Raw genomic sequence first — 25,258 nt, 5'->3', positions numbered from 1 at the left:
CATCGTAGCAATACGGTGTTTTTTTGTTACCTAAAACCAACAAATTCATACATAACCACAGGTTAGTACAAATACCTTGTGTGATTTTTTGAAAGGCTTAGAACGGGAATTTTCTCCGATTTTCGCCCCTAAAAGATACACAAAAAGGTTTCAAGTATCTTTCCTGTGGTTTTTTTATTTTCAAACGGAAAGGTGGATTGATATGCCAAGAATGAGCAAGAAACGGAAACAAGAATGGGCATTGTTTCTGAATGACCGTAATCGCATTACCTACAACGAACTTTGCAGAAAATGCAGGAATGACTGTAAGCAGAGTTTCCGCTGTATCGTGGTGCTTTGCCCGAAATATTTATCGAAAAGGAGAACAAATAAAAATGATTGAAAATGAAATGACTGTCAGCGTACCTCTTGAAGTTGTCAAGGCAAGCGAAATCGAGCCGAAAGAAGTGAAATGGCTGTGGTATCCGTATATTCCGTTTGGCAAGGTTACGCTGTTGCAGGGCGATCCGGGCGATGGAAAAAGCAAGCTAATGCTTTCCGTTGCCGCCCTGCTCTCAAAGGGCGAACCTCTGCCCTTTACCGAAACGGAAGAAAACGAGCCTGTGACTATCATCTATCAGACAACGGAAGATGACGCAGACGATACGGTAGTACCTCGCTTTAACTCTGCCGGTGGCAACGGAGAGAACCTTATCTTCATCAGGGAAGATGAAAAGTCTTTATCCTTTGGGGATAACCGTATTCGTGAAGCGATTGAGATGTACCACGCAAAACTTTTAATTCTTGACCCGATGAGTTCCTATATCGGAGAAATCTGTTCGATGAACAATGCCAACGAAACACGAGCCGAGTTTAATCATCTGATAGCGGTTGCGAAAGATACTGGCTGTGCGATTGTGATTATCGCTCATATGAACAAGATGAAAGACACCAACCCCCTTTACCGTACCAATGGTTCGATTGACATTGCGGGTGCTGCAAGAAGTATTCTTGCAATCACACGCACACCGAACAAGGAAGTACCTGCGGAAAGATATTTGGTGCAGGTAAAATCCAACCTTGCCCCGACAGGCTCTGCCATTCTGTTTGAAGTATCTGAGAAAGGTGTGGACTTCATTTCCGAAATGGAAATGACAGCAGAAGAAGCGTTCCAGTCCCTTGCCCCGAAAATTGGCAGACCCAACGATAAGGAAGTCAAGGCGAAAGCATTTCTGATGGAAATGCTGAAAGACGGAGAAATGCTTTCTTCAGATTGTGAAGAAAAACTTGAAGCCGCAGGGTTCAAGAAATCGACCATCAAAAAGGCAAAGAAGAACACAGGAGTTATTTCCCGAAAGAAAGGTTTTCTGTGGTACTGGTCTTTGCCGATGGGCGATATACCGAGAGAATAAAAACGGACTGTCAGCTGATGGGACAGTCTGATTTTATGATTGAGGTATCAAAGGAGGTCAAGGGGGAACACCCTTGCCCACGACATCTTTGCAGACGAAGTCTGAAAGTGTCATAGTGGGTTACACACATTCAAAGAATGTTGTGTAACGGCTTCGCCCTGCCGAGAAAGGAGAACGAAAATGGCTAAAAACAACAAAGCGGATATGAGTTGTGCAAGGGTTAAAAAGTACACCGCTTCCGATGTCAGCAAAGCAGAAAGACACAACGAGCGCAAAAATGAAACCTATGAAAATATGAATGTCATTGAGGAACGCATACCATTTAATGTGCATTTCAAAACACCGACTGCCCCGACTTATATGGAACAATTAAAGCAGATGGAAACTGACGGTTTGGTGTCGCTTCGTGGGTTGAGGAAAGACGCAACGATCTTCAATGAAATTGTGATTGATGTGAACACGATGTACTTCGAGCGTAACGGCGGCTACGAATACGCAAAGCAGTTTTATGAAGAAGCGTTCCATTTCATCGAAGAAAAATTCGGTGCTGAAAATGTAATATCGGCAGTAATGCACGCTGATGAAATCAATATAGCGGCAACCGAGGAACTTGGGAAAGAGGTGTACCACTATCATCTTCACGCTATGGTTCTGCCTGTGGTGGAGAAAGAAATCCTATGGAGCAAGCGTTGCAAAGATGAAAAACTGCGAGGAACGGTTAAGGAAGTTGTTCATCAAATCAGCCATTCAAAGAAATGGAAATCGGATATTCCGCTGACCGACGAAAAAGGCAATCCGCTTCTCAGAAAGAACGGAAAACCGATGTTCCGAGCTTCATACAGTATTCTGCAAGATGAATTGTTTAACCATATGACGGAGCAAGGCTTCAAAGGCTTTCAGCGTGGCGAATACGGAAGTACAGCAGAACACCTGACTTCCCTGCAATATCAAATCAAGCAGGACAAGGAACGCTTGGAGAAGTTGCAGAAGCGCATTCAGCATGAACAGATAAAATATGAGCCTGCCCGTAATGTTTCTAAAACCTATAACGAGATTGACCGTATGGGGCAGAAAACAATCACAGGTAAAATGGCAATCTCCAAAGAGGATTATTCTGAGCTTACTGCCCTTGCCAAAGAGGGCATTACAAGTCGTGCGGAAATTAGCGAATTAGAACAGAGTGCCAACTATTACCGACAGAAATATTTTGACTGTGCAAACGCGCTCGAAAGAATGAAAACTAAATACAACGAACTGAAAGAAAAGTGCAGACCTTTTCTTCAAGCGTTGGAGCATTTCCCCGAAGTTGCTAAACTTTTTACCGAAAAAGTGAAGCAACTTTTTTCTTTTAAGGAAGCACAGGAACGAGCCGAAAAAGAAGCAAGGGAAAAAGAACGACAGGAGCGTATCAAGGCTCGAAGAAACAAGCGTGGTATGGAAAGATAACCATTTCCATTATACTCACGACTTAATGACTTCTTGATATATTGAAAATCTGCGGTTACTGGGTGCTCTAATGTGAATGCCCAGCAATCAAATTTTATGAAAGAGAGGAACTGACTATATGAAAGAACAGAAATATTCTTATTCACAGCGAATTGGAAAGACAACATTCATCGTAAATGTAAAGCAGTCCGAAAGTGCCAAAAAGCCTTTGAATACGGTGTTTCAAGACATCTGCAAGCACGAGGTTTTGGGCGATTTCTTTACGGACAAATCATTTAATTTAGAAAATCCACAAAAAGTATCTTGACAAACTCGACCCCGAGGGAACCGGCTACCGGGCAAGGACGCGCTTTGCAAAGTTTTTCAACTTGCCCGAATTGATGAATCTGTTCAAAGAGGTCGCCGACATCAAAACGGCGGATCAGCTCCACTTGCCCACGCCGGAGGTTGCGTATCACACCATCGCCACCAAACCCACGCAGATCCAGCAGGACATGGTGAAAGCCCTCTCGGAACGAGCGTCCAAGGTACACAGCGGTGCGGTCAGCCCGGATGTGGACAATATGCTCAAAATTACCTCGGACGGACGCAAGCTGGGGCTTGACCAGCGCATCATCAATCCCATGCTCCCCGATGAGGAAACCACCAAGGTCAATCAATGTGTGGCGAACATTCTCCAATACTGGCGTGACGGCGAGGAGGAAAAACTGACACAGCTTGTGTTTTGCGACATTTCTACGCCAAAGACCACGCCCTCGCAGCGGGCGGCAAAGGCTTCCCCCGGTACGCTGGACAGCCCGGAAATTCATGCGCTGGAGAGCGCGATTTCATTGGAGGAAAGCTCTGACACGCCGTTCACGGTCTATGAGGATGTGCGCCAAAAGCTCATTGACGCCGGTATGCCCCCGGAACAGATCGCGTTCATACACGACGCCAACACGGAGGTCAAAAAGCGGGAACTGTTCGCAAAAGTCAGGAGTGGTCAGGTGCGCGTCCTGATGGGCAGCACGGCCAAAATGGGCGCAGGAACCAACGTGCAGGATCGTTTGGTCGCACTTCACGATTTGGATTGCCCGTGGCGTCCTCGTGATCTCACACAGCGAAAAGGCCGCATTGAGCGTCAGGGCAATCAGAACAAGCTCGTTCATGTCTGCCGCTATGTGACCGAGGGGACGTTTGACGCCTACCTCTGGCAAACGGTGGAAAATAAGCAGAAATTCATCTCTCAGATCATGACCTCAAAATCCCCGGTTCGCTCCTGCGAGGACGTGGACGCTACGGCGCTGTCCTTTGCGGAGATCAAGGCGCTGTGTGCCGGTGATCCCCGCATCAAGGAGCGCATGGATTTGGACATTGAGGTGTCCAAGCTCAAAATTATGAAGGCAGACCACAACAGCAAGCAATTCCGCTTGGAGGATAGTCTGCTGAAATACTTTCCGGAAAAGATAGAAGAACACAAGGGCTTTGTTCGTGGGCTGGAGGCGGATATGCAGACCCTCGCGGCGCATCCGCTCCCGGCAGAGGGCTTTGTCGGCATGGAGATTCGCAGCGACCGGCTCACCGATAAGGAAAACGCCGGTGCCGCGTTGCTGGACACCTGCAAGGAGGTCAAGGGCAAAGACCCGGTACAGATCGGCAGCTATCGCGGCTTTACCATGTCCGTTGCTTTTGATTCCATGTGGAAAACGTACACGCTGACGCTGAAAGGCCGGATGACCCATCGCGTTGAACTCGGTTCGGATGCCAGAGGCAACCTTGTCCGCATCGAGAACGCGCTGGATAAAATGCCGGAGCGTCTGCGCAGCGTTCAGGAGCAGCTTGAAAACCTCTATAACCAGCAGGCAGCGGCAAAGGCTGAGGTCGGTAAGCCGTTCCCGCAGGAGCAGGAGCTGGCCGCGAAAACGGCGCGGCTGATTGAGCTGGATATGGAGCTGAATTTGGACGGCAAGGGACAGCCGCAGCCTGAGCAGGCGATTGCAAAATCTGCGCGGCCTTCCGTTCTGGATAGGCTGAAAGCGTCGCCTGTTCATGGCGCACCGGAAAAGCCCCACAAAAAAGAAATGGAGGCACGATAATGAAAAATCTCCCCGTTTACAAGCACCCGGCAGCCTACGCCAGAGAGCATGACGAGCTTGCGGCCTACCGCGCTTCCAATCAAGCGAACACGGCCTGCAAGGAAGCGATTGAAGCCGCCATCCGTGACCACTACCGGGATAACCGGCTGGATGCAGCGGCGGTCGATCAGGTGGTGCAGCAGTTCGGCTATGACCGCACGTTCCATGTCCTTGCCATCACCGTCTGTCAAGCGGATTGGGACAGACGGTATTCACCCGACAACCGGGCATGGGCAAACGCCATGTCCATCCCCGCCAATCCCGACACATGGGGTACTGACCGCAACTGCTATCTGGCCGTCAACAGCCATCCCGGTCTGGTCGATCTGTTTCTCAGCCAGACCCGCAAAGCCTACGCGCAGGAGCGGCAGAAAACCTCTGTCCGGGATAAGCTGAAAAAGCCGCCTGAAACAACTTCGCCGAAAATTTCGGCGAAGTCCAAAGCCCCGGAGCGCTGAGCGATGGCAAAACGCAAGCGGGATATTCAGCTTAAATTCCGCGTCACGCCGCAGGAACGGGAAATGATCGAAACAAAGATGGCGCAGTTCGGCACCACCAACATGGCGGCGTATCTCCGCAAGATGGCGATTGACGGATATGTGGTGAAGCTCGACCTTCCGGAGCTGCGGGAGCTGGTGTCCCTGCTTCGGTATTCCAGCAACAACCTCAACCAGCTCACCCGCCGCGCCCACGAAACAGGCCGTATCTACGAAACCGATCTGGAGGACATTCAGCAAAGTCAGGAACGGATATGGACGGCGGCAGAGAAAATCGTTTCCTCGCTGGCGGCGCTGAAATAAGTCGCAGGGGCGGCGGTCACTCCGCCGCCCCTGTTCACACAAAAGCAAAAGCCCCGACGCAAAACAGCATCGGAGCTTCTACGGTTCCAGATTGTTTTCATCAAACAGCGGCGAGGCAAAAAAGCTGCTCAGGTCGATCTCCAATCCCTGACAAAGCTCGTGGATGATCCGCAGCTTCATAGACGGGTATGCGCAGTTCACAAGATTACCGATGGTGGACTTCGGTACGCCGCTTTTCATATAAAGCTGATACTGCGTCATGCCACGCTCCTGCATCAGCTCAACCAAACGCCTGCTGACGGCTTCATTCAACTGCAAGTACCACACCTCCCGTCCCTGTAACTGTACCAATATTATATTTCCCATCTGGAGAAAATTAGTTCAGGTAGCTGTACTAAAGAAGGATTATGTGATATGGTTAGATGTCGGGCAAAAGGCGAAAACTATTCGTATGACTTTGCCGCATCCTTGCAAAACACCAATGGGCAAAGTATTCTAATATCAGAAAAAGATTTGACTGCTTGGAAAGGAGCTGCGGAACGTATGCTGACAAACGAAATTGTGCTGAAAGTATTTTCTGACTACCTCAACCGCGATACGGATTTTGAAGTTGTCCTGACCAGCAGAGGCTACACGGTCATGGGTTTTGACAACCACCGTCAGGACTGGAACACCGTGGACTTTTGCCCTACGCCCGAAGCGCTGCGGGATTCTTTGTTAAACGCCTATGAGAGCTTCCGCGAGCTGGAGATCACGGGCGGTGATCGTGATTTGACCGAAAAGGAAGAAGAAAAGCTCGCCAAAGAGCGTGACGCGCTGACCGCACTTTGTGAAAAGGAGGCCGCAAAATGTTCATCCTGAAAATTCTCTTTGCGCCGCTGTCGCTTATCCTGTCCCTGTTCGTTTGGCTGTGCGCAGGGCTGCTGTCCTGCTCCGGCTTCGTGTTCAAACTGGCAAGCGGACTGCTCTCCCTGCTGGCTTTCGCCGTGCTGATTACCTACTCCGTAAAGAACGGCATCATCCTCCTTATGCTGGCGTTTCTGATCAGCCCGATGGGACTTCCGCTGCTGGCTGTGCAGGGGCTTGGCAAGCTGCAAGACATGAACACCGCCATGAAAAACTTCATTCATAGTTAAAACACAAGCCGGGGCGAACGCCTCGGCTTGCTTTTCTAAAATCGTTGTTTACTTTCTTGCTAATATCGGATATAATATTAGCAAGAAGGAAGTGATAACATGACCGCCTACGACCGGCTTGATCTGCTTTTTCAGCAAAACAATGGGATCGTCAAAACCGCGCAGGTTTTGGAAATCGGTATTTCCAAGTCCACGTTTTACGCCTACGCCAAGCAGCACGGCGTAGAGCAGGCCGCGCACGGTGTTTATGTTTCGCCTGACGCATGGACGGACGCCATGTACCTGCTGCACCTTCGCTGTGCGCAGGCCGTATTCTCCCATGAAAGCGCGCTGTTTTTCCATGACCTGACCGACCGGGAGCCGAATCCGTATTCCATCACGGTCAAGACCGGCTACAATCCTGCCAGCCTGCAAGCAGACGGCATCAAGGTCTACACCATCAAGAAAGAATTGCATGATGTGGGGATCGTCACGATGAACACGCCCTTTGGCAACCCGGTTCCCGTCTATGATATGGAGCGTACCATCTGCGATCTGATCCGCAGCCGCAGTGGAATCGAGATGCAGACCTTTCAGGATGCACTCAAGCAATACGCAAAACGAAAAGACAAGGACTTGCGGAAGCTGATGCGCTATGCGCAGATGTTCCGTGTTGAAAAACTGCTTCGGCAGTATTTGGAGGTACTCTTATGATTAAGACTGCACGGCAGCTCAAAGACCTGATACGCAATCTCTCCAAGGACAAATCCGCAGATGCGCAAATCCTGATGCGCAATTACATGATGGAGCGCTTTCTGGAGCGCATTTCTCTTTCGGAATATCGGGACAAGTTCATCCTTAAAGGCGGGATGCTGGTGGCTGCAATGGTCGGCCTTGACGCCCGCTCCACGATGGACATTGACGCGACCGTAAAGGGTGCGACGGTCGGCATCGAGGAAGTGGAGAATATGATTGCCTCCATCATCTCCGTGCCGGTGGACGATGGCGTAGAGTTCCGTGTGAAGCGCATTTCCGAGATCATGGACGAAGCCGAGTATCCGGGCATCCGCATCAGCATGGAAACGGAGTTTGACGGCGTAATAACGCCGCTCAAAATCGACATTTCCACCGGTGACGCTATCACGCCCCGCGAAGTGCGTTACAGCTTCAAGCTGATGCTGGAGGATCGCTCCATTGAGATTTGGGCGTACAATCTGGAAACCGTTCTGGCTGAAAAGCTGGAAACCGTCGTGTCCCGCGCCACCACCAACACCCGCATGAGAGATTTCTATGATCTGCACATTCTGAGCCAGCTCCACGGCCAGAGCATCGTCCCTGCTGATCTCCGGGCGGCGCTCATTGCAACGGCCAAGAAACGCGGTACAGAGAAGTATCTTGCCGACGCGCCTGCGGCCTTTGATGAAGTCGAGGCCGACCCAAATATGGAAAAGCTGTGGCAGGCTTATCAGAAGAAGTTCTCCTATGCTGCCGACCTGTCGTGGCATACGGTCGTGGAATCCATCCGCAGTCTATATAGATTAGCGCGGGCTGAATAATATGGGAAACAGTAATAAGGTCTGCCCGAACTGCGGCAGAAAGATGAAGCAGCAGTTCATAGGCTTGCAGCATTGCAAATGCGGCATGAGCTGGAAAAAGGACGAAGGCTTTTTCGAACGCACCCCTGATATGATCTTTGCTCTGGAACGACGAACCATTGGAGGAAAGGTAAAACAGGTTCCGATTATCCGCTATCAATCCGATAAATGAAGAATAAAACGGTCTGCTTCGGCAGGCCGTTTTACTTTTCAAGGAGGTGTTCAACATGGCAACCACGCGCCTGATGCCCCTGCACACCGGCAAAGGCCGCACGGTGGGGCAGGCCATCAGCGCCATCATCGACTACACCGAAAATCCGCAAAAGACAGACGGCGGCAGGCTGATTACGAGCTGGCAGTGCGACAGCAGGATCGCCGATGCCGAGTTCCTTTTCGCCAAAAATCAATACACCCAAAAGACCGGCAGAGTGCGCGGCGAGGATGATGTGATCGCCTACCATCTGCGGCAATCCTTTGTTCCCGGAGAGATCACACCGGAGGACGCGAACCGTTTGGGCTGTGAGCTGGCCAAGCGCTTCACCAAGGGCAATCACGCCTATATCGTCTGCACCCATATCGACAAAGCCCATATTCACAATCATGTGATCTGGAACTCCACCGCACTCAGCCAGACCCGGAAATTCAGAAACTTTTGGGGCAGCAGCCGCGCCGTGCGGCGGCTCAACGATACCATCTGCATCGAGAACGGCTACTCCATCGTGGAGAATCCGAAGCGCCAAGGCAAGAGCTACAACAAGTGGCTGGGCGACAAAAAGAAGCCCTCCCACCGGGAGCGAATCTGCGCGGCCATTGACGATGCGCTGACACAAAAGCCCGATAGCTTTGAAACGCTGCTGGAGCTGCTGCGGCAGGCCGGGTATGAGATCAAGGGCAAGAAAGTCCCGCCCCTGTTAGGCGGCGAACAGAAAAAGTCCATTCGCATGGATACCCTCGGCGACGGTTATACTCCCGCAGATCTTCGTGCGGTGATTGCAGGTGAAAAGGCGCATACGCCGCGAAAGAGCGCCGCAGCGCCGGTCAAACCGGAAAAGCGCAGCGGGAATCTGCTGGTGGACATTCAGACCAAATTACGCGCTGGCAAGGGTGCCGGTTATGCGCGTTGGGCGACGTTATTTAACCTGAAACAGATGGCACAGACGGTGGCCTATCTGCAAGACCATGAGCTGTTAGATTACGCCATTCTCTCGGAGAAAGCGGCGGCAGCGTCCGCTCACTTCAACGAGCTTTCCGCAAGGATCAAATCTGCGGAAACACGCATGGCCGAGATTGCCGTGCTGCGGGAGCATATCGTGGGTTACGCTAAGACCCGCGATACCTACGTTGCCTATCGCAAGGCCGGGTACTCCAAGAAATTTCTTGTAGAGCATGAAAGCGAGATCACGATCCACAAGGCCGCAAAGAACTATTTTGATGGACTGGGCTTCAAGAAGCTGCCCACCATCAAGGCGCTGAATACCGAGTACGCCGAGCTGCTGGCGGAGAAGAAAGCGGCCTACGCCGACTACCGAAAAGCCCGTGAGGAAATGAAAGAGCTGCTGACGGCCAAGGCCAATATCGACCGTATTCTGGAGTTGGATAAGGAGCAGGAGGAAGCGAATGAACGACGGGAAAAAGAGGCAGAGCAGCGCTGAGCTGCCCGCCCATAAGCGATTTGCAAAATCGCGCAGCCGATGGATTTATCCATCGTTCCAGAACACAGTTTTTGTGTTCTGAGGGGATTGGGGCAACGCCCCAACAAGCATGAAACAGGCGGGTTCCGTGTAAACGGAATCCGCCTGTTTTCGCAAAGTGGGTACCGCTTTGCATTGCTTGCCAGTTTCTTGTTCCCGTTCGTAACCCCTCTGAAGCCGTGGTTTTCGATGCCGCATATAGCGTAACGCTTCGCCTCGCACGCGGCCGGTTGACCGTGTCTGCGTCTGCGCCTCGTCGTACCCGAACTGCGCGACATGGCACTCTGCCCCTGCGGGAACGTCCCTGATTTTTTCTGTAGCAGCTTGCATTCGTGCTGAAAATTGACTTTCAGGCGTAAATCGTGTAAACTATATTAGTACATTAGTCACTGCTAACCGAAAAAAGGAGGGCATCCAATGACAAGCGAATACATGAACAACCTCTATCGGGATCTGCTCTCCAATTCACCGCAGACCGTAACGATCCCGATTCCTTCTGATATGGGAACCGGACAAATTGCGCAGGTGGTGACAAAACAGGGTGCCGTTGTTTCAGACTGGAAGATGAATTATTTTTCTGACATGAATGTGCGCGGGATTAACAGCGAGGACTATATTCAAATGCTGTTCTGCCTGAACGACGGCGTGTCGTGGAATATTGCAGGCAGCAGAGAGGGCGCTTGTCTTGCAAAGGGAGAATCCTGCATTTACCGTGGACACGGGAAAATGGAGTCTCTCTGTTATGCGCAAAACAGCGACTTCTATTTTAAGAACATCAAAATTCCCGTTCCATATTTCAAACGTTTATTACAGGACTACTTCGAGGATGGCGAGATTACCGTCTATGAAAAGAAACTGCTGACCGGAATTTCAAAGGTGAGCATAACGCCCTATATGGAGCATATTTTCGCAGAGTTACAAGACTTTACACATTATCGGGGTGGGCTTGGGTATCTGTTTCTGGAAAGCAAAATCCACGAATTGCTGTCAGTATATTTGAGCGAAGTGTTGGAGCTGCGAATCCTCTCGCCGGAATACTGCTGCATATCAAAAAGTGAACGTGATTGCATCATCGAGGCAAAGAGAATCATTGACAGCGAGCTTGCCTTTGCGCCAAGCTGTGAAGGACTGGCAAGGCAGGTTCAAATCAGCGTCTCTAAATTATCAAGGGGATTCTCCATGATGTACGGCATTTCGGTTCATGCGTATGTTATTGAGCAGCGGTTAGAGCGGGCCGCAGGATTGTTATTGGAGAGCAATATGAACATTGGGCAGATAGCGGTTCTTGTGGGTTATACAAAGCCCAGCAACTTTTCTGCTGCATTTAAGAAAAAGTATGGAGTTATGCCAAAAGATTATCGAGAGGCCAGCCGAATCAAATAGGTGCTTTGCATACCCAAAATAAATACCGATTTGGGGTAGAATGAAATTGCTTTTGGGTTGGATATTGGACATGAAATTGCTAAAATGCGTGGTGTGGTTAGAACACTCTAACCACACCACGCATTTTAATTTTAGGAGGAACAACCATGAATAAGAAGTTGAATGCAAAGGATTTTATCCTGATCGGCGTTCTGACTGCGCTCATGTGGATCATTTGCATGATTATCAGCACCGTAATGAGCATTGCCGGACCCGTTACCAACGTATTTTATCCTGCTGTCGTAGCAATCCCCAACGGAATCGTGATGATGCTGTTGCTGGCAAAAGTCCCGAAGAAAGGCGTGTTCACCATCTGCGGCACAATCCAGGGAATCCTGTTCCTGCTGGTCGGCGGATTTTGGCTTATCCCGGTTGCATTGATTGTAGGCGGTGTCATTTGTGATTTTTTGATTATGGGAAGAAAAGAAATCACAATGAAGTCCATGATGATTGCCTACACGATTTTCAGCGGTATCTTTGCTTTTGGTGCAATTGTAGGGCCTATGAGCTTCCTGCAGGACGCTTTTGTAGGGGCGATGGAAAAGAACAACATTGCGCAGGAATACATAGATGGCATGATTAGCATTACATCTGGATTTATGCCTGTTGTCATTATAGTGGCTGGCTTGCTCGGTGGCTTGATTGGCGGTTATATCGGCCAGAAAGCATTGAAGAAGCACTTTATTAAGGCCGGACTTGTATCGGTGAAGTAACAGCTCCGAAAACTGACAGACGCCAGATTTGTCAGTAGAGTGCCTGAATCAAAAGCGGGGCTGCAATGCCACAGCCCACTAAGGCGATAATTTCAAACGAACAGAAAAGTGGCATTCGCAAAGGCAGCAACAGGGCTTCAACCGGCAAGGTTGGAGCCTTGTTGCTATCAGTATATATAGTATAATCGCATCTTTGCGTTTTTTGCAACTGCCGGAGTATAATGGAAGCGTCAGGAGGTGCCGGACAATGAAAGAACAGAAGTATCATATCTATCTGACCGAGCAGGAACGGTCGGAGGTTATCAAATCCCTCATAGACCTGAAAAACACGCTTATCCGGCAGGGCAAATACACGGACGCCGTTGACGATGTGCTGGTGAAGCTGACCGGCGCAAAGCGAAAAAAGCTGAAGGTCGTATACATCTGAATAGAGTTCGAGCCGCTTATTCCCAATCGGAGTAAGCGGCTCTTTTCATTTCAGGTATAGCTTTCCGCCAAAGAGTTTTCCTTGAAATGGCGGTTGTTTTCCAGCAGCTCATCAAAAGTTACAGGCTTAAAGCTGTTTATATCCACACCGGCATTCAAAACATTCTCCCGTGCGGCAATCAGCGGCCAGAAGTCTGCCCTCGTATCATTATGAATATGCCCGTGGATCATATATGACCGCTTCGCGTGCTTCCACGAAAGCATCGGGTAATGGCATAGCGTTAAAGAGCGCTTTCCGTCCGAGGTTTCCAAAAACTTGTCCACGCTGAAAAAATACCTTGCGTAGTCAAACTTCGTCATCCACGAGCCGTCGTGGTTGCCAACAATCAGCCGCTTCTTGCCCTTCAACCGCTTCAGGATTCCCTCCGCATTGGTGCTGCGGAAAAACATATCCCCAAGAATATATACCGTATCGTTTCCGGTCACTCTATCGTTCCAGTTTTGAATCATCGCCTCGTCCATTTCCTCGGCGGAGGCAAAGGGACGGTCGCAGAACCGGATGACATTGTAGTGACCGAAATGCGTGTCTGCCGTAAAATAAATCATCGTGTATCATCTCCCATATATAAAGTAAAAGCAGAACTGCTCACCGAACAGCCCTGCGCGAAATCAGGATAGTCCTGTACTATCCCCGTTTTCGTCTGAACTGACCGTAATTCGTTATGAAGCAAAAAGTCCGGGAGGACAAACCGAGCCTGCTTATTATCTCTTTGCTTCTGTTGCTGCCGTTCGTCATAGCTCTTGCCCTCCTTCCATAAGCCTGACCACAGTATACTATATAAATATGAACAAGTAAATCATTCAAACGCAAAGCCGCTTTTCCGTTCTCGGAAGGGCGGCTTTTTTGCTTTCCAAGGGGCCCAAAAAATTTTTTCAACTTTTTTTGAAAAACACCCTCAAAAATCGCTTCCTTATTCAGAGTAAGTGAAGGGGTTCTTTCCCAACCACAATCGGGAGCCGCTTCGTGAACCTTGAAAATTGAATATACAGGCACTTGGGACATTACTTCTGATGATTAGCCCGAAGATGGGTACGCCGTGACTTCTCCTAACCGGAGGACGAGCGAGAACCCCCGATCTGAAACCCGGATTGCCACCGGGACGGCGATGACAGTCAGAATGATAATGATACTTCTCTACGGAGCTGGCGGAGAACCCGGCAGAGGTGAAAGCCCTATGACACGGTGCAGCACACCGTGACCCAAGTGTTTCCCGGAAGGCGAAAGCCGCCGCAGGGGGCGTTGAGGACAAATACTGCGGACATATACATAGCCGTTCATTACAGGCGGCTATGAAATCTACAAAGAAGGAGGAAAACGAAAGATGCCAAACTGTAAAACCATAGCGATATGCAACCAAAAGGGCGGCGTCGGGAAAACCACCACGGCGGTCAACCTCGGAATCGGGCTTGCCATGCAGGGCAAAAAGGTACTCCTCATAGACGCAGACCCGCAGAGCGACCTTACGGCCTGCCTCGGCTGGCGGGATTCAGACAGTCTGCCGCAGACGCTGACCAACAAGCTGGCGGCGGTAATGCGCGAGGAAAGCCAAGACCCATTTGCCGGGATTCTCAGCCACGAGGAAAAGGTTGACCTTGTGCCGTCGAATCTTGAGCTGTCGGCGCTGGAGATGAGCCTTGTGACCGCAATGAGCCGGGAAAGCGTGATGAAGAACTATCTCAGCCAAGTAAAGGACAACTACGATTATGTCCTCATAGATTGTATGCCGTCCCTCGGTATGATTACCCTTAACGCACTGACGGCTGCGGACAGCATTATCATTCCCGTGCAGGCGCAATATCTGCCGGCAAAGGGAATGACGCAACTCCTGTCCACGATTGCCAAGGTAAAAAAGCACACCAACCCGAACCTTGCCATCGACGGAATCCTGCTGACCCTTGTGGACAGCAGAACGAATCTCGCCAAAAGCACCGTGGAGGCGCTGCGGGAGAACTTCGGCTGCCGGATCAGGATTTACCGGACGACCATTCCCGTTGCCGTGAAAGCCGCAGAGGTTTCGTCCAAGGGAAAAAGCATATACGCCTATGAGCCGAACAGCACCGTGTCCAAGGCCTACGCAGATTTCACGAAGGAGGTGTTAGCCGATGGCAGGCAGAAAGAGCGACTTCACGCTTCCCACGAACACGCTCGATGACCTGTTCTCCACGCAGGAGGAACGGGACGACGCAAAGCTGGCAAAAATCCGGGACATTCCCCTGACGGAGATCGACAATTTCCCCGACCATCCCTTTAAGGTGCGGGACGATGAGGATATGTTACAGCTTGTGGAGAGCGTCAAGGAGCGCGGAGTCATCACCCCGGCGACCGTCCGGCAGAAGGAGGACGGCAGATACGAGCTTGTTTCGGGACACCGCAGAAAACGAGCCTGTGAGCTTGCCGGATTTGAAACGCTCCGCTGCGAGGTGGTAGACCTTGACCGTGACGCCGCCACCATTTTGATGGTGGAGAGCAACTACCAGCGGTCGCAGATACTTCCCTCGGAAAAGGCATTTGCCTACAAGATGCGCTTGGAAGCGATGAAGCGTCAGGCAGGCAGACCGAGCAAAGAAAATGGTGTCCCACTGGGACACGATAATCTTTTCGGGAAGTCAAGAGAGCTTTTAGCTGCCGAAGGCACAGATAGCAACACACAAATTCAGCGATATGTCCGCCTTACCAATCTTGTCCCCGAACTGCTTGACCTTGTGGACGATGGCAGAATCAAGATGCGCCCTGCGGTGGAGCTGTCCTATCTGGACGAGGGCTGCCAGCGGGATGTGGTAGAGGAAATCGACCTGAACCAGTGTACGCCCTCCCATGACCAGACCATCCGTATGCGGAAGTTCTTTTCGGAGGGCAAGCTCACGCCAGAGGTGGTGTCCGCCATTATGTGTGAAGAAAAGCCCAACCAGCGGGAAAAGATCATCCTGCGAGGGGACAAGGTGCGAAGCCTGATCCCCAAGAATATTCCCATCAGCCAAACGGAGGACTATGTGCTGAAGGCCTTGGAGCATTACAGCCGCTTTCTCCGTCAGCGGGCGGATCGTGACAGCCGGTAACGGCAGGCGGAGTACGTTTTTCCGCTTCCCCTTCCTCACACTCCAACCCCTTGAATACTAACAGACTAACCGAAAAGAGAATATCTATCTCTCTTAAATAAACTCTATCTCCCTTGAGTATAGCTATCTAAGAGAGCCGAGGGAAACAGCGCAAAGTTCCCGAAAAAGCCGGTTTGCGGTATCATTAAAGGTTCTGCCGTCATCGCAGGCTTGATTTCCCCCTCTTTTTTCGGCTAAAATGAGTGCGAAAAGGAGGTCGCACGATGAAAACGAGGGTTTTGAGCATATTCCTTATTCTGCTTTTGTGCCTGACTGCCGGGTGCGGCAAGGCTTCACAGAACACCGAAAAGCCCGACGGGTTTTCTTTTTCGGAGAGCCAGACAGAAGAAGCTGCCGGAAAAGATACCTCTCAGGCAGAACAGACAGCCCCGGCTCAGCCACCCGAAGCACAAAGCGCACAGACAGCAGATGAGGAAACGGAAGGAAGCGCGGAAAGCGAACGCCGACCGGTTCCCGAACATCCAGTAAGCGGCACAACGCCGCCGCAGACAAGCGATCCGCAGCAAAAGAAGGACGAGTCCGAGCGTCGGTCGGAAACCACAGCTTCACCGGCTCCATCCGAAACAGAACAGCCCATCCCTCCGGCAACCGAGGAACCGAAGCCGTCAGAACCTCCCCAGCCGACACAACCATCCACGGAGCCGCCCACCGAGCCGTCCTTTGACATCGGCTACTGGGTCAACTTTGCCAAGAGCTATGCCGAAAGCGTGGGGCTGACGCTGGACAGCGGAGCCGTGTATTGCTGGGATAACCCCATCGCCGCAGGTGTAAAATGCAAATACACCGAACGGGATATTCGTGGCTATCTCGACCGATATTCCAAGGACGGCGACATCACCGATGTTTGGATTTGGTATGAGCAGACCGGAAGCGGCTCTTATGAAATCTATATCGGCTACGCATAACAACAAAACACATTTCACCCGAAACGCATCGTCATTGTACGGTGCGTTTTTCGTTTTCAAGGAGGTAACAAACACTATGAAAAAGAACCTTTTCAAGCGAGGGATGGCGGGACTGCTTTCCCTCGTGATGTGCCTGACAGCCCTTGTGGGGATTGGCACAACCACTGCCTATGCCGCAGGAGAAAGAGCAGAGGTCTACCTTGTTTCTTTTCCGAGAAGCGGCGATGCTAATATTGATTACAGCGGTACTTGGGGGCATCCCAATCTCCGGTATATGAACGGCTGGCATTCCGGTGAGTCCAAGTACACTACCATTCGAGCAATGCACTCGTATGACGGTAACATCTGTTACTGCATTGAGCCGGGAGTGCAGCAGGATACCGGCGACACTTATACCAGTAAGGACGAAACCTTTTGGGACAACCTGCCCTCAGACATCAACAGCACCATTTCCCCCTACGATATAAAGCTATTCATCGGGCGTATTATGCAGTACGGTTACACGGGACCCATCAGCACCTCGTGGCGTTCACAGAACCCTGCTGATGCCGCAACGCTGGCGGAAGCTATGGCAACACAGGTTCTCATTTGGGAAACCGTTGTCGGTGAGCGTGACGAGGACTTCGATTATGTAAGCCCCGGTAGCTACGATGCAGTTAAGGGCGTTATCAGCACCGCCCATCCGCTGTATGACCTGTTTTGCGATTACTATGACAGCATTGAAGCAAGCGTTCAGCGTCACTCCGCCATCCCCAGCTTTATGTCCAAAAACCCGAACAGAGCGCAGAGCGTGGAGCTGGAATGGGACGGCAGCAGTTACACCGCTACCCTGACAGACCACAACCGTGTGCTTTCCGATTACAACTTTTCCGCTAATGAGGATGGCATTTCATTCAGCGTCAGCGGAAACCAGCTTGTTATCACAGCAACGAATGCTCCTTCTGACAGCGTAAGAATTACCGCCAATAAGGTCGGTTCAACCCGCCGAGGTATCATCACATGGACGGACGGAACATTCAATCAAGGAAGCGGCAAGCAGGATGTTATCACCTACGCACAGTCGGTCAGTGACCCCGTGCAGGCGTTCCTCAATCTGAAGGTGTCCTACGGCTCTGCTAAGATCGTCAAAACCTCTGAGGACGGCAAGGTGGATAACCTCACCTTTACCGTCACCGGCAACGGCATCAATCAGACCGTCAAGACCAACTCCAAGGGAGAAATTCAAATCGACAACCTGATGCCCGGCGTTTACACCGTGACCGAGATGGATTACGACAAGTATGAGCCGCAGGAATCCCGCCGTGTGACAGTGGTTTCCGGTCAGGTTTCTACCGTGACCTTCAACAACAAGCTCAAGCGTGGAGATTTGCAGATCGTGAAGTCCTCGGAGGACAATCTCAACGAGGGCGTGACCTTCCATCTTTACGGCACTTCACTCTCCGGCATTGCCGTGGACGAGTATGCCGCAACCGATGCAAACGGCGTGGCGACCTTTGAAGATGTCCTCATTTCCGGTTCCACACCTTATACCGTGGAGGAAGTGGACACTGCCGTTCGCTATGTTGTTCCCGAAGCGCAGTCTGCGCCTATCAACTGGAACGAGGTCACGAACCGTAGCTTCCTCAATATTTTGAAGAAGTTTTCCGTGACCGTCACCAAGAGCGATGTCGAAACCGGCACGGCGCAGGGTGATGCTTCTCTTGCCGGTGCTGTTTACGGCATCTATAAGGGCGAAACCCTTGTGGATACCTACACCACCGACAAAAACGGGCAGTTCGTTACCAAGGAGTATATCTGCGATAACGACTGGACGGTGCGAGAGATCACACCCTCCGAGGGCTATCTGCTTGATACCACCGTTCACAAGGTCGGTGCAGAGCCGCAGCTCTATACCGTGGAGCATAATCAGACGGCAAATGATGTGACCGAGCAGGTCGTAAAGGGCAATATCGCCATTATTAAGCACACCGATAACGGTGAAACACAGATTGAAACACCCGAAAGCGGCGCAGAGTTTGCTGTGTACCTGAAAGCCGCAGGCAGCTACGAGGTTGCCGAGGACACCGAGCGTGATTATCTCACCTGTGATGAAAACGGCTTTGCCCAGACCAAGGATATGCCTTACGGCATCTACACCGTCCATCAGGTATCCGGCTGGGAGGGCAGCGAGCTGATGCCCGACTTTGATGTGTTCATTTCTCAGAATGGGGCGACTTATCGCTACCTTATCAACAATGCACCTTTTAACAGCTTCATCAAGATCGTGAAGCAGGACGCAGAAACCGGCAAGACCATCCCTTACGCCGGTGCAGGCTTCAAGATTTATGACCCGGACGGCAACCCCGTAACAATGACCTTCACTTACCCGACGCCCACCACCATTGATGTGTTCTACACCAATGCAGAAGGTTCTCTTGTTACGCCGGAAAAGCTGCCCTTTGGAAAGGGGTACTCTATTGTCGAGGTACAGGCTCCCTACGGTTATGTCCTCGACGAAACGCCCGTGTACTTCGATGTCACGGAGGATAATTCCACAGAAGAAAGCGGGGTTACGGTAGTAAAAGTGGATAAGCCCAATATGGCACAGAAAGGCACCATCACCGTGGAAAAAACCGGCGAGGTGTTCTTCGGCGTTTCCGTCATCGGCGGCGTAGATGAAAGCGGAAACGAACTGCCCACCATCTATCAGCCGCAGTATGAAAAGCGTGGACTCCCCGGTGCGGTCTATAAGATCATCGCCGCAGAGGATATTATCACGCAGGACGGCACTGTCCGAAATCAGAAGGGCGAGGTCGTGGACACCGTTACAACCGATGCAACCGGCGCAGCGGTGAGCCGTGAACTCTACCTTGGCAAATATGAGGTGCGTGAGATCACAGCACCCCACGGGATGGTGCTCAACCCGGAACCTCACTGCGTCGAGCTTGTTTACGCCGGTCAGAATGTTGCTGTTACGGAAACGGCGACTTCGTTCGAGAACGAGCGTCAGACGGCGGAAATCAGCCTTGTGAAATCCCTTGAAACGAATGAGATGTTCGGCATCGGCACAAACGGCGAGCTGAAGAACATCTCCTTCGGGCTGTATGCAGCCGAGGAAATCGTATCTGCCAGCGGCACTTCCATTCCCGCAAATGGTCTTGTTGAGATCATCTCTCTGAATGAGGACGGAACGGCGAAAATCAAGACTGACCTTCCTTTTGGAAGCTACTATGTGCAGGAGCTTGCTACCGACAGTCACTACAAGCTGTCCGATACCAAGTATCCCGTAACCTTTGGGTATGCCGGTCAGGATACGGCAGTTGTAAAGATTGCCGCTAACGACGGCAAGGCAATCGAAAATGATCTGATCTACGGTTCTGTTTCCGGTAAGAAGGTCGATGAAAACGGCGATTCCCTCGGCGGTGCGCTGATCGGACTGTTCCGCACGGATGATGGCGAGTTTACAAAGGAAAACGCTCTGCTGACTGCCACTTCTGCTGAAGATGGCAGTTTTTCTTTTGAGAACATTCCTTACGGCACTTGGTATGTCCGTGAAATCGAACAGCCCGCCGGCTTCGTGCTGGATGATACCATCTATCCCGTGACCATCGGCGCAGACGGTCAGGTCGTGGAGATCGAAATCGTCAACAGGTATGTCCGTGGAAACATCCATCTGACCAAGGTGGATTCCGAATATCCTGACAATAAGCTGACCGGAGCGACCTTTGAGGTCTATAAGGACAGTAACGCAACCGGCAAGCTGGACGATGGCGATGAGCTGCTCGGCACACTGACCGAAAAGGAAATCGGTGAATACGGTATGAATGACCTGTTCTATGGTCGCTACTTCGTCAAGGAAACCAAAGCGCCGGAGGGATTTGTTCTTGATACCGGCGTGTATGAAGTGATGATCGACACCAACGGCAAGACCTACGAGGTTGAGAACAAGGCAGGTGTCGGCTTCATCAATGAAGCGATGCGAGGCAACCTGAAAATCGTCAAGACTTCCTCGGACGGCAAGATCAAGGGCTTTGCGTTCCGCATTACCGGCGCAAACGGCTATGACATTATCCTTGAAACCAACGACAAGGGCGAGATCGTCATTGAGGGCATCCGCATCGGGGATTACACCGTCTCCGAGGTGAGCAACTCCGCCTCTGCGATGTATGTCCTGCCTGCTGACAAGAAAGCGACGGTCAAGACCGGCTCTACCACCATTGTGGAGATGCACAATGTACTGCGTGATACGCCTAAGACCGGCGACACAACCAATCTGCCGCTGCTCTATGTCCTTGCAGGGCTGTCCGCAGTGGGCATCGCTGTGTGCGGCATTATCGGATTCAAGAAAAAGAAAAAGGAGGATCGTAACTAATGGAACCTAAAACCATCGTGGCTATCGTGCTGGTAGCCTTTATTATCGGCGGCTTTATCTTCTTGCAGGTAAGAAAGAAAAACAGGAAGTGAGCCAATCACCTATGGGGCGGAGCGATAAACTCCGCCCCTTTTCTACTACCCGAAGGAGGGAGAAAATGAACCGAATCAATACCGTTGAAAGCAGAGTGCTTCAGATCCTGCGGGATTCGCCGGAAACACGGTATGAGGATATGAAGCTGTATTACCGCTACTACAACCGCTATGCCGATGATCTCCGTGCCGGCGAGCTGCCGCTGGGGGACTTGGCATACAACTACAAATTCTACGGACTGCCGTGCTTTGAGTCCATCCGCAGGGCAAGGCAGCGTGTGCAGTCCCTTTTCCCCGAACTGTCCCGAAAGGAAGTCAGGGAGAGTGACGGCGGCGTTGTTATCGTCATCAATATTCTTTGAGGTGGCGGTTATGAAAAGTGAAAAGCGTATGGTGGGCGATTACACCGTCCTGTGTGCCGTGAATATCGGCTCCCGTGAAATCATCCTTGCTGAAAACGAGCAGGACAAGAACGGCGAACGCTTCCTGTGCTGCTATGGGGAGCGCAACGACATCTTTCAGCGATACTCCGAATGTGCCGTTGGCGACGATTATATTGATGCGGCACTGTTCTTCGCGGAGCGTATCAAGAAAGATGCCGAGCAGTTTCGGGCAGAGGTTGAAAAACTGGATATTCCCGTTACGGTTATCACTCAGGTAGACTGTATCCCCGACCACTATAAGAACGACATCAACGGCAAAATCATTGCCATCAATCCGGCTGTTCTCAAGCCGGAGTACCAACGAGCTGACCGGCAACTCTATTATGTGACCGGTGGCTTCGGCGCTTCAGCAAATGCCCGTGGCAGCGCCGTATTTTGCAAAAACCTCTATGACGGCAAGAATACCCGTTTTGAGCGTATGGATGTGCTGGGTGAAATAAAGCCGGAGCGTATGCCTGATTGGGCAAAAGAAAAAGCGGCTGCTTTTAGCCGCACAATTCAAGGAAAAGACCACGAACGATAAGGAGGCAGATTTCTATGGCAACAAAGAAAACCGCAGCCGAGCAGGGCTTGCAGCAGAAAATGAAGGTACTGGCAAAGCTATTTGACGCAGGCTGTAAAACCGAAAAGGATTTGAAGGCGCTGACCTTGCCGACGATCCTGAAAATCCCCGATGTGACCGTGCCGGATATGACAGTCATCACCGAGCTTCAGGAGCAGGTCGCAAAGAATCGTCTTTTCTCATACTTGGGAGGTGGAACAGATGAGCCAAGCGACACGACCGAATGACCGCCACATCATTTGGAGCAACCAAAACCTTGATGTGGACGACTGGCGAGAGGATTACAAGGAGTTCCTTGAAGCTAATGAACTGGACGACGATCCGAATGATGAGCAGGCACTCTATGAGTGGATGGAGGAAACCAATTACGACTACCTCTCCGATGAGCGAGTCAACCTGAATGTTCAGCTTTCCCAGCCGATCATTGTCATTGGCGACATTGGTAGATGGAACGGCAGAGTGATGGGCTACAAGGACATTCCCTCCGGCAACATCCGAGATTGTCTGTATGCCGACACCGACTATACCGAATGGTATGTAGATAAGTACGGCGATCTTCGTGCCGATGCTACTCACCACGACGGCACAAATCACTATCTCTACCGAGTGTTCAAAGACGGCGTTTCCGAAACGCAGATGGAGAACCTGAGAGATAAAATCTATCACGGCAAAGCCACACGAGCCGATATTACCCGGCTGACCCGGCGACTTGGGGATGAGATCGCCGCCGTTTACGGCTTTGACATCCCGAAACAAAGAGTATCTCAAGAGAGGAGTGAGCGATAATGGCAGATTTCACACTGCGCCCAATGACCATTCCCGAACGCAAGTACAGCTATGCCCAAAGCTCTCAGCTTCAGGGACAGACCGGCAACATCGGACATCTGCGTGGGGACTTCGGTTCAAGCGGTGATCAGTTTTATACCACTTGGTTTGATACCCGCCCGCAATGGAAAAGCGATGCGTTCAAGCAGGACTTGGATGATGTAATCAACGCCTTGCGATCCGAGGAAAACGGATTGCTCCAAAGCCGTGCCGTTATGCGCTCGGTGGGTTGGGCAAACAAAGACAGCGAAATGCAAGGCAACTACACAACGGAGTTCGGCTTTCGAGCCGATACCGAAAAATATGCGTTTCTGCTTCGCTGTATCCCCGTCCGAGGGGATTATAACTTCTACTGCTTCTGCTATGTAAAGGAATGGCTGGACAAGCACATCGAAGAAGCCAACCGGGATATTCGCTTTATTGACAGCCACTATAAAGAGCTGTTCCGTATCCCGGACGGCGAGACCATCATCGTAACCGACCGTGACGGCAAGACGGAAAGCTATCCCTGCCGCTATATTGATAACTATCACACAGAGGTTGGATGCAATCTCTTTCACATTTGTGAGTTTGCCGAGCGTATGGAGCAAGGCGGCTGTACCTACGCTCCAATGGAGCCGCCCTTGCCTCCGATGTGCTATTCCGTATTGCCGTCTACCGGAGAAGTCATTCAAATCGACCGCTGGCAAAAGGGCTATACCGCCACAAGTTTTAACGACGGAAACCGTGCGGAGAACGAAGCAATCAAAGACAAGTTCAATGAGAAGCTGGGCGTGACTAAGGCACAGGAGCAGGCGATGCTTGCCGGTTCTATGATTCGGTGGGACTCCATTGCCGCCAAACCCAAGAGCTATGACGAGAACGGCAAAGCCATCAAGCCAAAAGACTATGAACGATAAGGAGGTGTCCGCCGATGGCACGAAAATACGACTTCATCTCGGAGCTGTATAACCGAACCTGCAAAACGGTCGTTGCAAACCCCGCAAGCTGGGAAGCGTTTCTGCGCTCTGCCTGCTACAACTACCGTCTGCGCTTTGACGAGCAGCTTTTGGTACACGCACAGCGACCGGACGCCACCGCCGTTCTTCAGATCGACGACTGGAACCAAAAGTTTGGGCGATGGGTCAATCGTGGGGCGCACGGCATTGCCGTTTTTGAGGATGCCGACCAACGCCGCCAGCGGCTTGTCCACTACTTCGATATTTCCGACACGCATCCCAGCCGCTTTTCCCGCAGAGTTCCCATTTGGCAAATGCGGGAAGAATACACGGCAGAAGTGATCGACACGCTGGAAAGCACCTTCGGAGAGTTGAACGACAAGGAAACCCTTGCCGTTGCCATCGAGTCGGCGGCAAGAAACGCCGTAGAGGACAACATCCCCGACTATCTCCCCGACCTTCTTTACAGCGTGAAAGACAGCTTCCTGGACGGCGTATCCGAAGAAGAAATCACCCACATTTTCAAAACGGCGGTGCGAAACAGCGTCGCCTATATGACGATGACCCGCCTGGGCATTGAAGCCGGAGAATACTTTGAACCCGATGATCTTCGGGATGTGGTGAATTTTACGACGCCTGCCACGCTGAACGCCCTCGGCTATGCCACCAGCGATATTGCGGAGATGGGACTTGCGGAGATTTCCCGCACCATTCTTGCCCTCGACCGTCAAAATCGCATAATTGCAGAGAAAACCAAAGCCGATTACAATGTAGGCAAAGAAAAAACCGAAAGGAGTCCTGACGATGAACGAGATCACTTACACGAGGCAGGGGGATTATCTGCTCCCCGATCTGACAATGCCGGAGCAGCCGGAGCTGTCGATGGGCAGGTACGCCCGGATGCGGAAGAAGTTCCTGAAGGAGCATCACAAGGTACGCTACTACAACCTGCTGACGAGCTGCGCCCTGAACGAGCATCTGAACGACACGGAGCGCAGAGCGAACGAGCTGGAACAGATGCTGACGGAGCAGATGGCAGCGTCGGAGGGCGTGACGGAGAATCTGAAAGCGACGGATATGATGAGCTGGGTTCGGAAGATGAACAGTATCCGGAGCCGGGTTCAGGAGATCGTGATGGCGGAGGTAATCTTCGCTTAGACTATTACGACCGAAGTCACGAGGATAAAAGCCTGCCGTTCTTTGGCGGCGATGATACGATTCGTGAAATCCTCGGCACTACGCCGCACCTGAA

29 protein-coding genes are annotated in these 25,258 nt (G+C 51.3%); 26 read left to right on the top strand and 3 right to left on the bottom strand.

Going from position 1 to position 25,258, the window contains the following annotated elements; all coding sequences use genetic code 11:
• The first annotated feature begins 202 nt into the window (after window positions 1-202).
• The 7 genes from ACI0CA_RS02875 to ACI0CA_RS02845 all read left to right on the top strand — a co-directional run bounded on the left by ACI0CA_RS02875 (window position 203) and on the right by ACI0CA_RS02845 (window position 5,751).
• Complete coding sequence (locus tag ACI0CA_RS02875; protein ID WP_226845240.1) at window positions 203-382, top strand: hypothetical protein; 180 nt, start codon at window positions 203-205, stop codon at window positions 380-382.
• Window positions 300-1,391 (top strand): AAA family ATPase, encoded by a 1,092-nt coding sequence (locus ACI0CA_RS02870; RefSeq protein WP_343285341.1) that lies wholly within the window; start codon window positions 300-302, stop codon window positions 1,389-1,391. The genes ACI0CA_RS02875 and ACI0CA_RS02870 overlap by 83 nt, the downstream gene beginning before the upstream one ends.
• Window positions 1,392-1,571: 180 nt before the next feature.
• Window positions 1,572-2,837 (top strand): plasmid recombination protein, encoded by a 1,266-nt coding sequence (locus ACI0CA_RS02865; RefSeq protein WP_142691970.1) that lies wholly within the window; start codon window positions 1,572-1,574, stop codon window positions 2,835-2,837.
• A 118-nt stretch (window positions 2,838-2,955) separates the two neighbouring features.
• Window positions 2,956-3,144 (top strand): transposase, encoded by a 189-nt coding sequence (locus tag ACI0CA_RS02860; protein ID WP_055173307.1) that lies wholly within the window; start codon window positions 2,956-2,958, stop codon window positions 3,142-3,144.
• 61 nt (window positions 3,145-3,205) lie between these two features.
• Entirely contained in the window at window positions 3,206-4,912 is a 1,707-nt protein-coding gene (locus ACI0CA_RS02855) for a helicase C-terminal domain-containing protein (RefSeq protein WP_308449347.1), read from the top strand.
• The gene (locus ACI0CA_RS02850; protein ID WP_186908352.1) at window positions 4,912-5,409 is read left to right on the top strand and encodes a DUF3849 domain-containing protein; all 498 of its coding nucleotides are present in this window, start codon (window positions 4,912-4,914) and stop codon (window positions 5,407-5,409) included. Before ACI0CA_RS02855 ends, ACI0CA_RS02850 begins: the two co-directional genes overlap by 1 nt.
• A gap of 3 nt (window positions 5,410-5,412) precedes the next feature.
• On the top strand, window positions 5,413-5,751 hold the full coding sequence (locus ACI0CA_RS02845) for a plasmid mobilization protein (RefSeq protein ID WP_055270735.1): 339 nt from the start codon (window positions 5,413-5,415) through the stop codon (window positions 5,749-5,751).
• A 78-nt stretch (window positions 5,752-5,829) separates the two neighbouring features.
• On the opposite strand, the gene ACI0CA_RS02840 is transcribed toward ACI0CA_RS02845, so the two are convergent.
• Window positions 5,830-6,078 carry a helix-turn-helix domain-containing protein gene (locus ACI0CA_RS02840; RefSeq protein ID WP_233105347.1) on the bottom strand — a complete coding sequence of 83 codons (249 nt, stop codon included), beginning with the start codon at window positions 6,076-6,078 and terminating at the stop codon, window positions 5,830-5,832.
• A 216-nt stretch (window positions 6,079-6,294) separates the two neighbouring features.
• Here ACI0CA_RS02840 and ACI0CA_RS02835 point away from each other — a divergent pair, with 216 nt between their 5' ends.
• The 9 genes from ACI0CA_RS02835 to ACI0CA_RS02795 all read left to right on the top strand — a co-directional run bounded on the left by ACI0CA_RS02835 (window position 6,295) and on the right by ACI0CA_RS02795 (window position 12,714).
• Window positions 6,295-6,612, top strand: coding sequence for a hypothetical protein (locus ACI0CA_RS02835; RefSeq protein ID WP_138374214.1), 318 nt, complete (start codon window positions 6,295-6,297; stop codon window positions 6,610-6,612).
• Window positions 6,600-6,887 (top strand): CD1845 family protein, encoded by a 288-nt coding sequence (locus ACI0CA_RS02830; protein ID WP_138374213.1) that lies wholly within the window; start codon window positions 6,600-6,602, stop codon window positions 6,885-6,887. Before ACI0CA_RS02835 ends, ACI0CA_RS02830 begins: the two co-directional genes overlap by 13 nt.
• Window positions 6,888-6,986: 99 nt before the next feature.
• Window positions 6,987-7,580 carry a type IV toxin-antitoxin system AbiEi family antitoxin domain-containing protein gene (locus ACI0CA_RS02825; protein ID WP_138374212.1) on the top strand — a complete coding sequence of 198 codons (594 nt, stop codon included), beginning with the start codon at window positions 6,987-6,989 and terminating at the stop codon, window positions 7,578-7,580.
• On the top strand, window positions 7,577-8,422 hold the full coding sequence (locus tag ACI0CA_RS02820) for a nucleotidyl transferase AbiEii/AbiGii toxin family protein (protein ID WP_233105314.1): 846 nt from the start codon (window positions 7,577-7,579) through the stop codon (window positions 8,420-8,422). Before ACI0CA_RS02825 ends, ACI0CA_RS02820 begins: the two co-directional genes overlap by 4 nt.
• Before the next feature lies 1 nt (window position 8,423).
• A complete protein-coding gene (locus ACI0CA_RS02815; protein WP_007883161.1) occupies window positions 8,424-8,633 on the top strand; it encodes a hypothetical protein in 210 nt (69 codons plus the stop codon).
• Between the two features lie 55 nt (window positions 8,634-8,688).
• Window positions 8,689-10,113, top strand: coding sequence for a relaxase/mobilization nuclease domain-containing protein (locus ACI0CA_RS02810; RefSeq protein ID WP_308449348.1), 1,425 nt, complete (start codon window positions 8,689-8,691; stop codon window positions 10,111-10,113).
• A gap of 456 nt (window positions 10,114-10,569) precedes the next feature.
• The gene (locus ACI0CA_RS02805; RefSeq protein ID WP_055270723.1) at window positions 10,570-11,535 is read left to right on the top strand and encodes a helix-turn-helix domain-containing protein; all 966 of its coding nucleotides are present in this window, start codon (window positions 10,570-10,572) and stop codon (window positions 11,533-11,535) included.
• Between the two features lie 146 nt (window positions 11,536-11,681).
• A complete protein-coding gene (locus ACI0CA_RS02800; protein WP_299358025.1) occupies window positions 11,682-12,287 on the top strand; it encodes an MptD family putative ECF transporter S component in 606 nt (201 codons plus the stop codon).
• Window positions 12,288-12,534: 247 nt separating this feature from the next.
• On the top strand, window positions 12,535-12,714 hold the full coding sequence (locus tag ACI0CA_RS02795) for a hypothetical protein (RefSeq protein WP_177676867.1): 180 nt from the start codon (window positions 12,535-12,537) through the stop codon (window positions 12,712-12,714).
• Window positions 12,715-12,764: 50 nt separating this feature from the next.
• On the opposite strand, the gene ACI0CA_RS02790 is transcribed toward ACI0CA_RS02795, so the two are convergent.
• Complete coding sequence (locus ACI0CA_RS02790) at window positions 12,765-13,319, bottom strand: metallophosphoesterase (protein WP_257274021.1); 555 nt, start codon at window positions 13,317-13,319, stop codon at window positions 12,765-12,767.
• 776 nt (window positions 13,320-14,095) lie between these two features.
• Here ACI0CA_RS02790 and ACI0CA_RS02785 point away from each other — a divergent pair.
• From ACI0CA_RS02785 to ACI0CA_RS02745, 9 genes are all read left to right on the top strand, one after another.
• The gene (locus tag ACI0CA_RS02785) at window positions 14,096-14,926 is read left to right on the top strand and encodes a ParA family protein (RefSeq protein ID WP_446807049.1); all 831 of its coding nucleotides are present in this window, start codon (window positions 14,096-14,098) and stop codon (window positions 14,924-14,926) included.
• Entirely contained in the window at window positions 14,877-15,830 is a 954-nt protein-coding gene (locus tag ACI0CA_RS02780) for a ParB/RepB/Spo0J family partition protein (protein WP_118556757.1), read from the top strand. Before ACI0CA_RS02785 ends, ACI0CA_RS02780 begins: the two co-directional genes overlap by 50 nt.
• 263 nt (window positions 15,831-16,093) lie before the next feature.
• Entirely contained in the window at window positions 16,094-16,795 is a 702-nt protein-coding gene (locus ACI0CA_RS02775; RefSeq protein ID WP_446807048.1) for a hypothetical protein, read from the top strand.
• A 76-nt stretch (window positions 16,796-16,871) separates the two neighbouring features.
• Entirely contained in the window at window positions 16,872-21,146 is a 4,275-nt protein-coding gene (locus ACI0CA_RS02770; protein ID WP_446807047.1) for a SpaA isopeptide-forming pilin-related protein, read from the top strand.
• A gap of 157 nt (window positions 21,147-21,303) precedes the next feature.
• The gene (locus tag ACI0CA_RS02765; RefSeq protein WP_446807046.1) at window positions 21,304-21,600 is read left to right on the top strand and encodes a hypothetical protein; all 297 of its coding nucleotides are present in this window, start codon (window positions 21,304-21,306) and stop codon (window positions 21,598-21,600) included.
• Window positions 21,601-21,610: 10 nt separating this feature from the next.
• Window positions 21,611-22,204: a hypothetical protein gene (locus ACI0CA_RS02760; RefSeq protein WP_446807045.1), complete on the top strand. Its 594-nt coding sequence runs from the start codon at window positions 21,611-21,613 to the stop codon at window positions 22,202-22,204.
• Between the two features lie 14 nt (window positions 22,205-22,218).
• A complete protein-coding gene (locus ACI0CA_RS02755; protein WP_016565302.1) occupies window positions 22,219-22,470 on the top strand; it encodes a hypothetical protein in 252 nt (83 codons plus the stop codon).
• The gene (locus ACI0CA_RS02750; protein ID WP_205490133.1) at window positions 22,445-23,029 is read left to right on the top strand and encodes a hypothetical protein; all 585 of its coding nucleotides are present in this window, start codon (window positions 22,445-22,447) and stop codon (window positions 23,027-23,029) included. The genes ACI0CA_RS02755 and ACI0CA_RS02750 overlap by 26 nt, the downstream gene beginning before the upstream one ends.
• Window positions 23,029-23,967 (top strand): hypothetical protein, encoded by a 939-nt coding sequence (locus tag ACI0CA_RS02745; protein WP_446807044.1) that lies wholly within the window; start codon window positions 23,029-23,031, stop codon window positions 23,965-23,967. Before ACI0CA_RS02750 ends, ACI0CA_RS02745 begins: the two co-directional genes overlap by 1 nt.
• Here the strand turns inward: ACI0CA_RS02745 and ACI0CA_RS02740 are convergent.
• Window positions 23,955-24,824, bottom strand: a complete 870-nt coding sequence (locus tag ACI0CA_RS02740; protein WP_446807043.1) for a hypothetical protein — start codon at window positions 24,822-24,824, stop codon at window positions 23,955-23,957. The two genes, ACI0CA_RS02745 and ACI0CA_RS02740, sit on opposite strands and share 13 nt — an antisense overlap.
• On the opposite strand from ACI0CA_RS02740, the gene ACI0CA_RS02735 reads away from it, so the two are divergent.
• Window positions 24,811-25,164, top strand: coding sequence for a TnpV protein (locus ACI0CA_RS02735; protein WP_177800816.1), 354 nt, complete (start codon window positions 24,811-24,813; stop codon window positions 25,162-25,164). The two genes, ACI0CA_RS02740 and ACI0CA_RS02735, sit on opposite strands and share 14 nt — an antisense overlap.
• Window positions 25,165-25,258 lie beyond the last annotated feature (94 nt).

Origin of the sequence: Hominenteromicrobium mulieris (assembly GCF_046197855.1) — a bacterium.
Classification (GTDB): domain Bacteria; phylum Bacillota; class Clostridia; order Oscillospirales; family Acutalibacteraceae; genus Hominenteromicrobium; species Hominenteromicrobium mulieris.
Note: the sequence above shows the minus strand (reverse complement) of the source record. Positions and strands in the feature narration are given on the sequence as shown.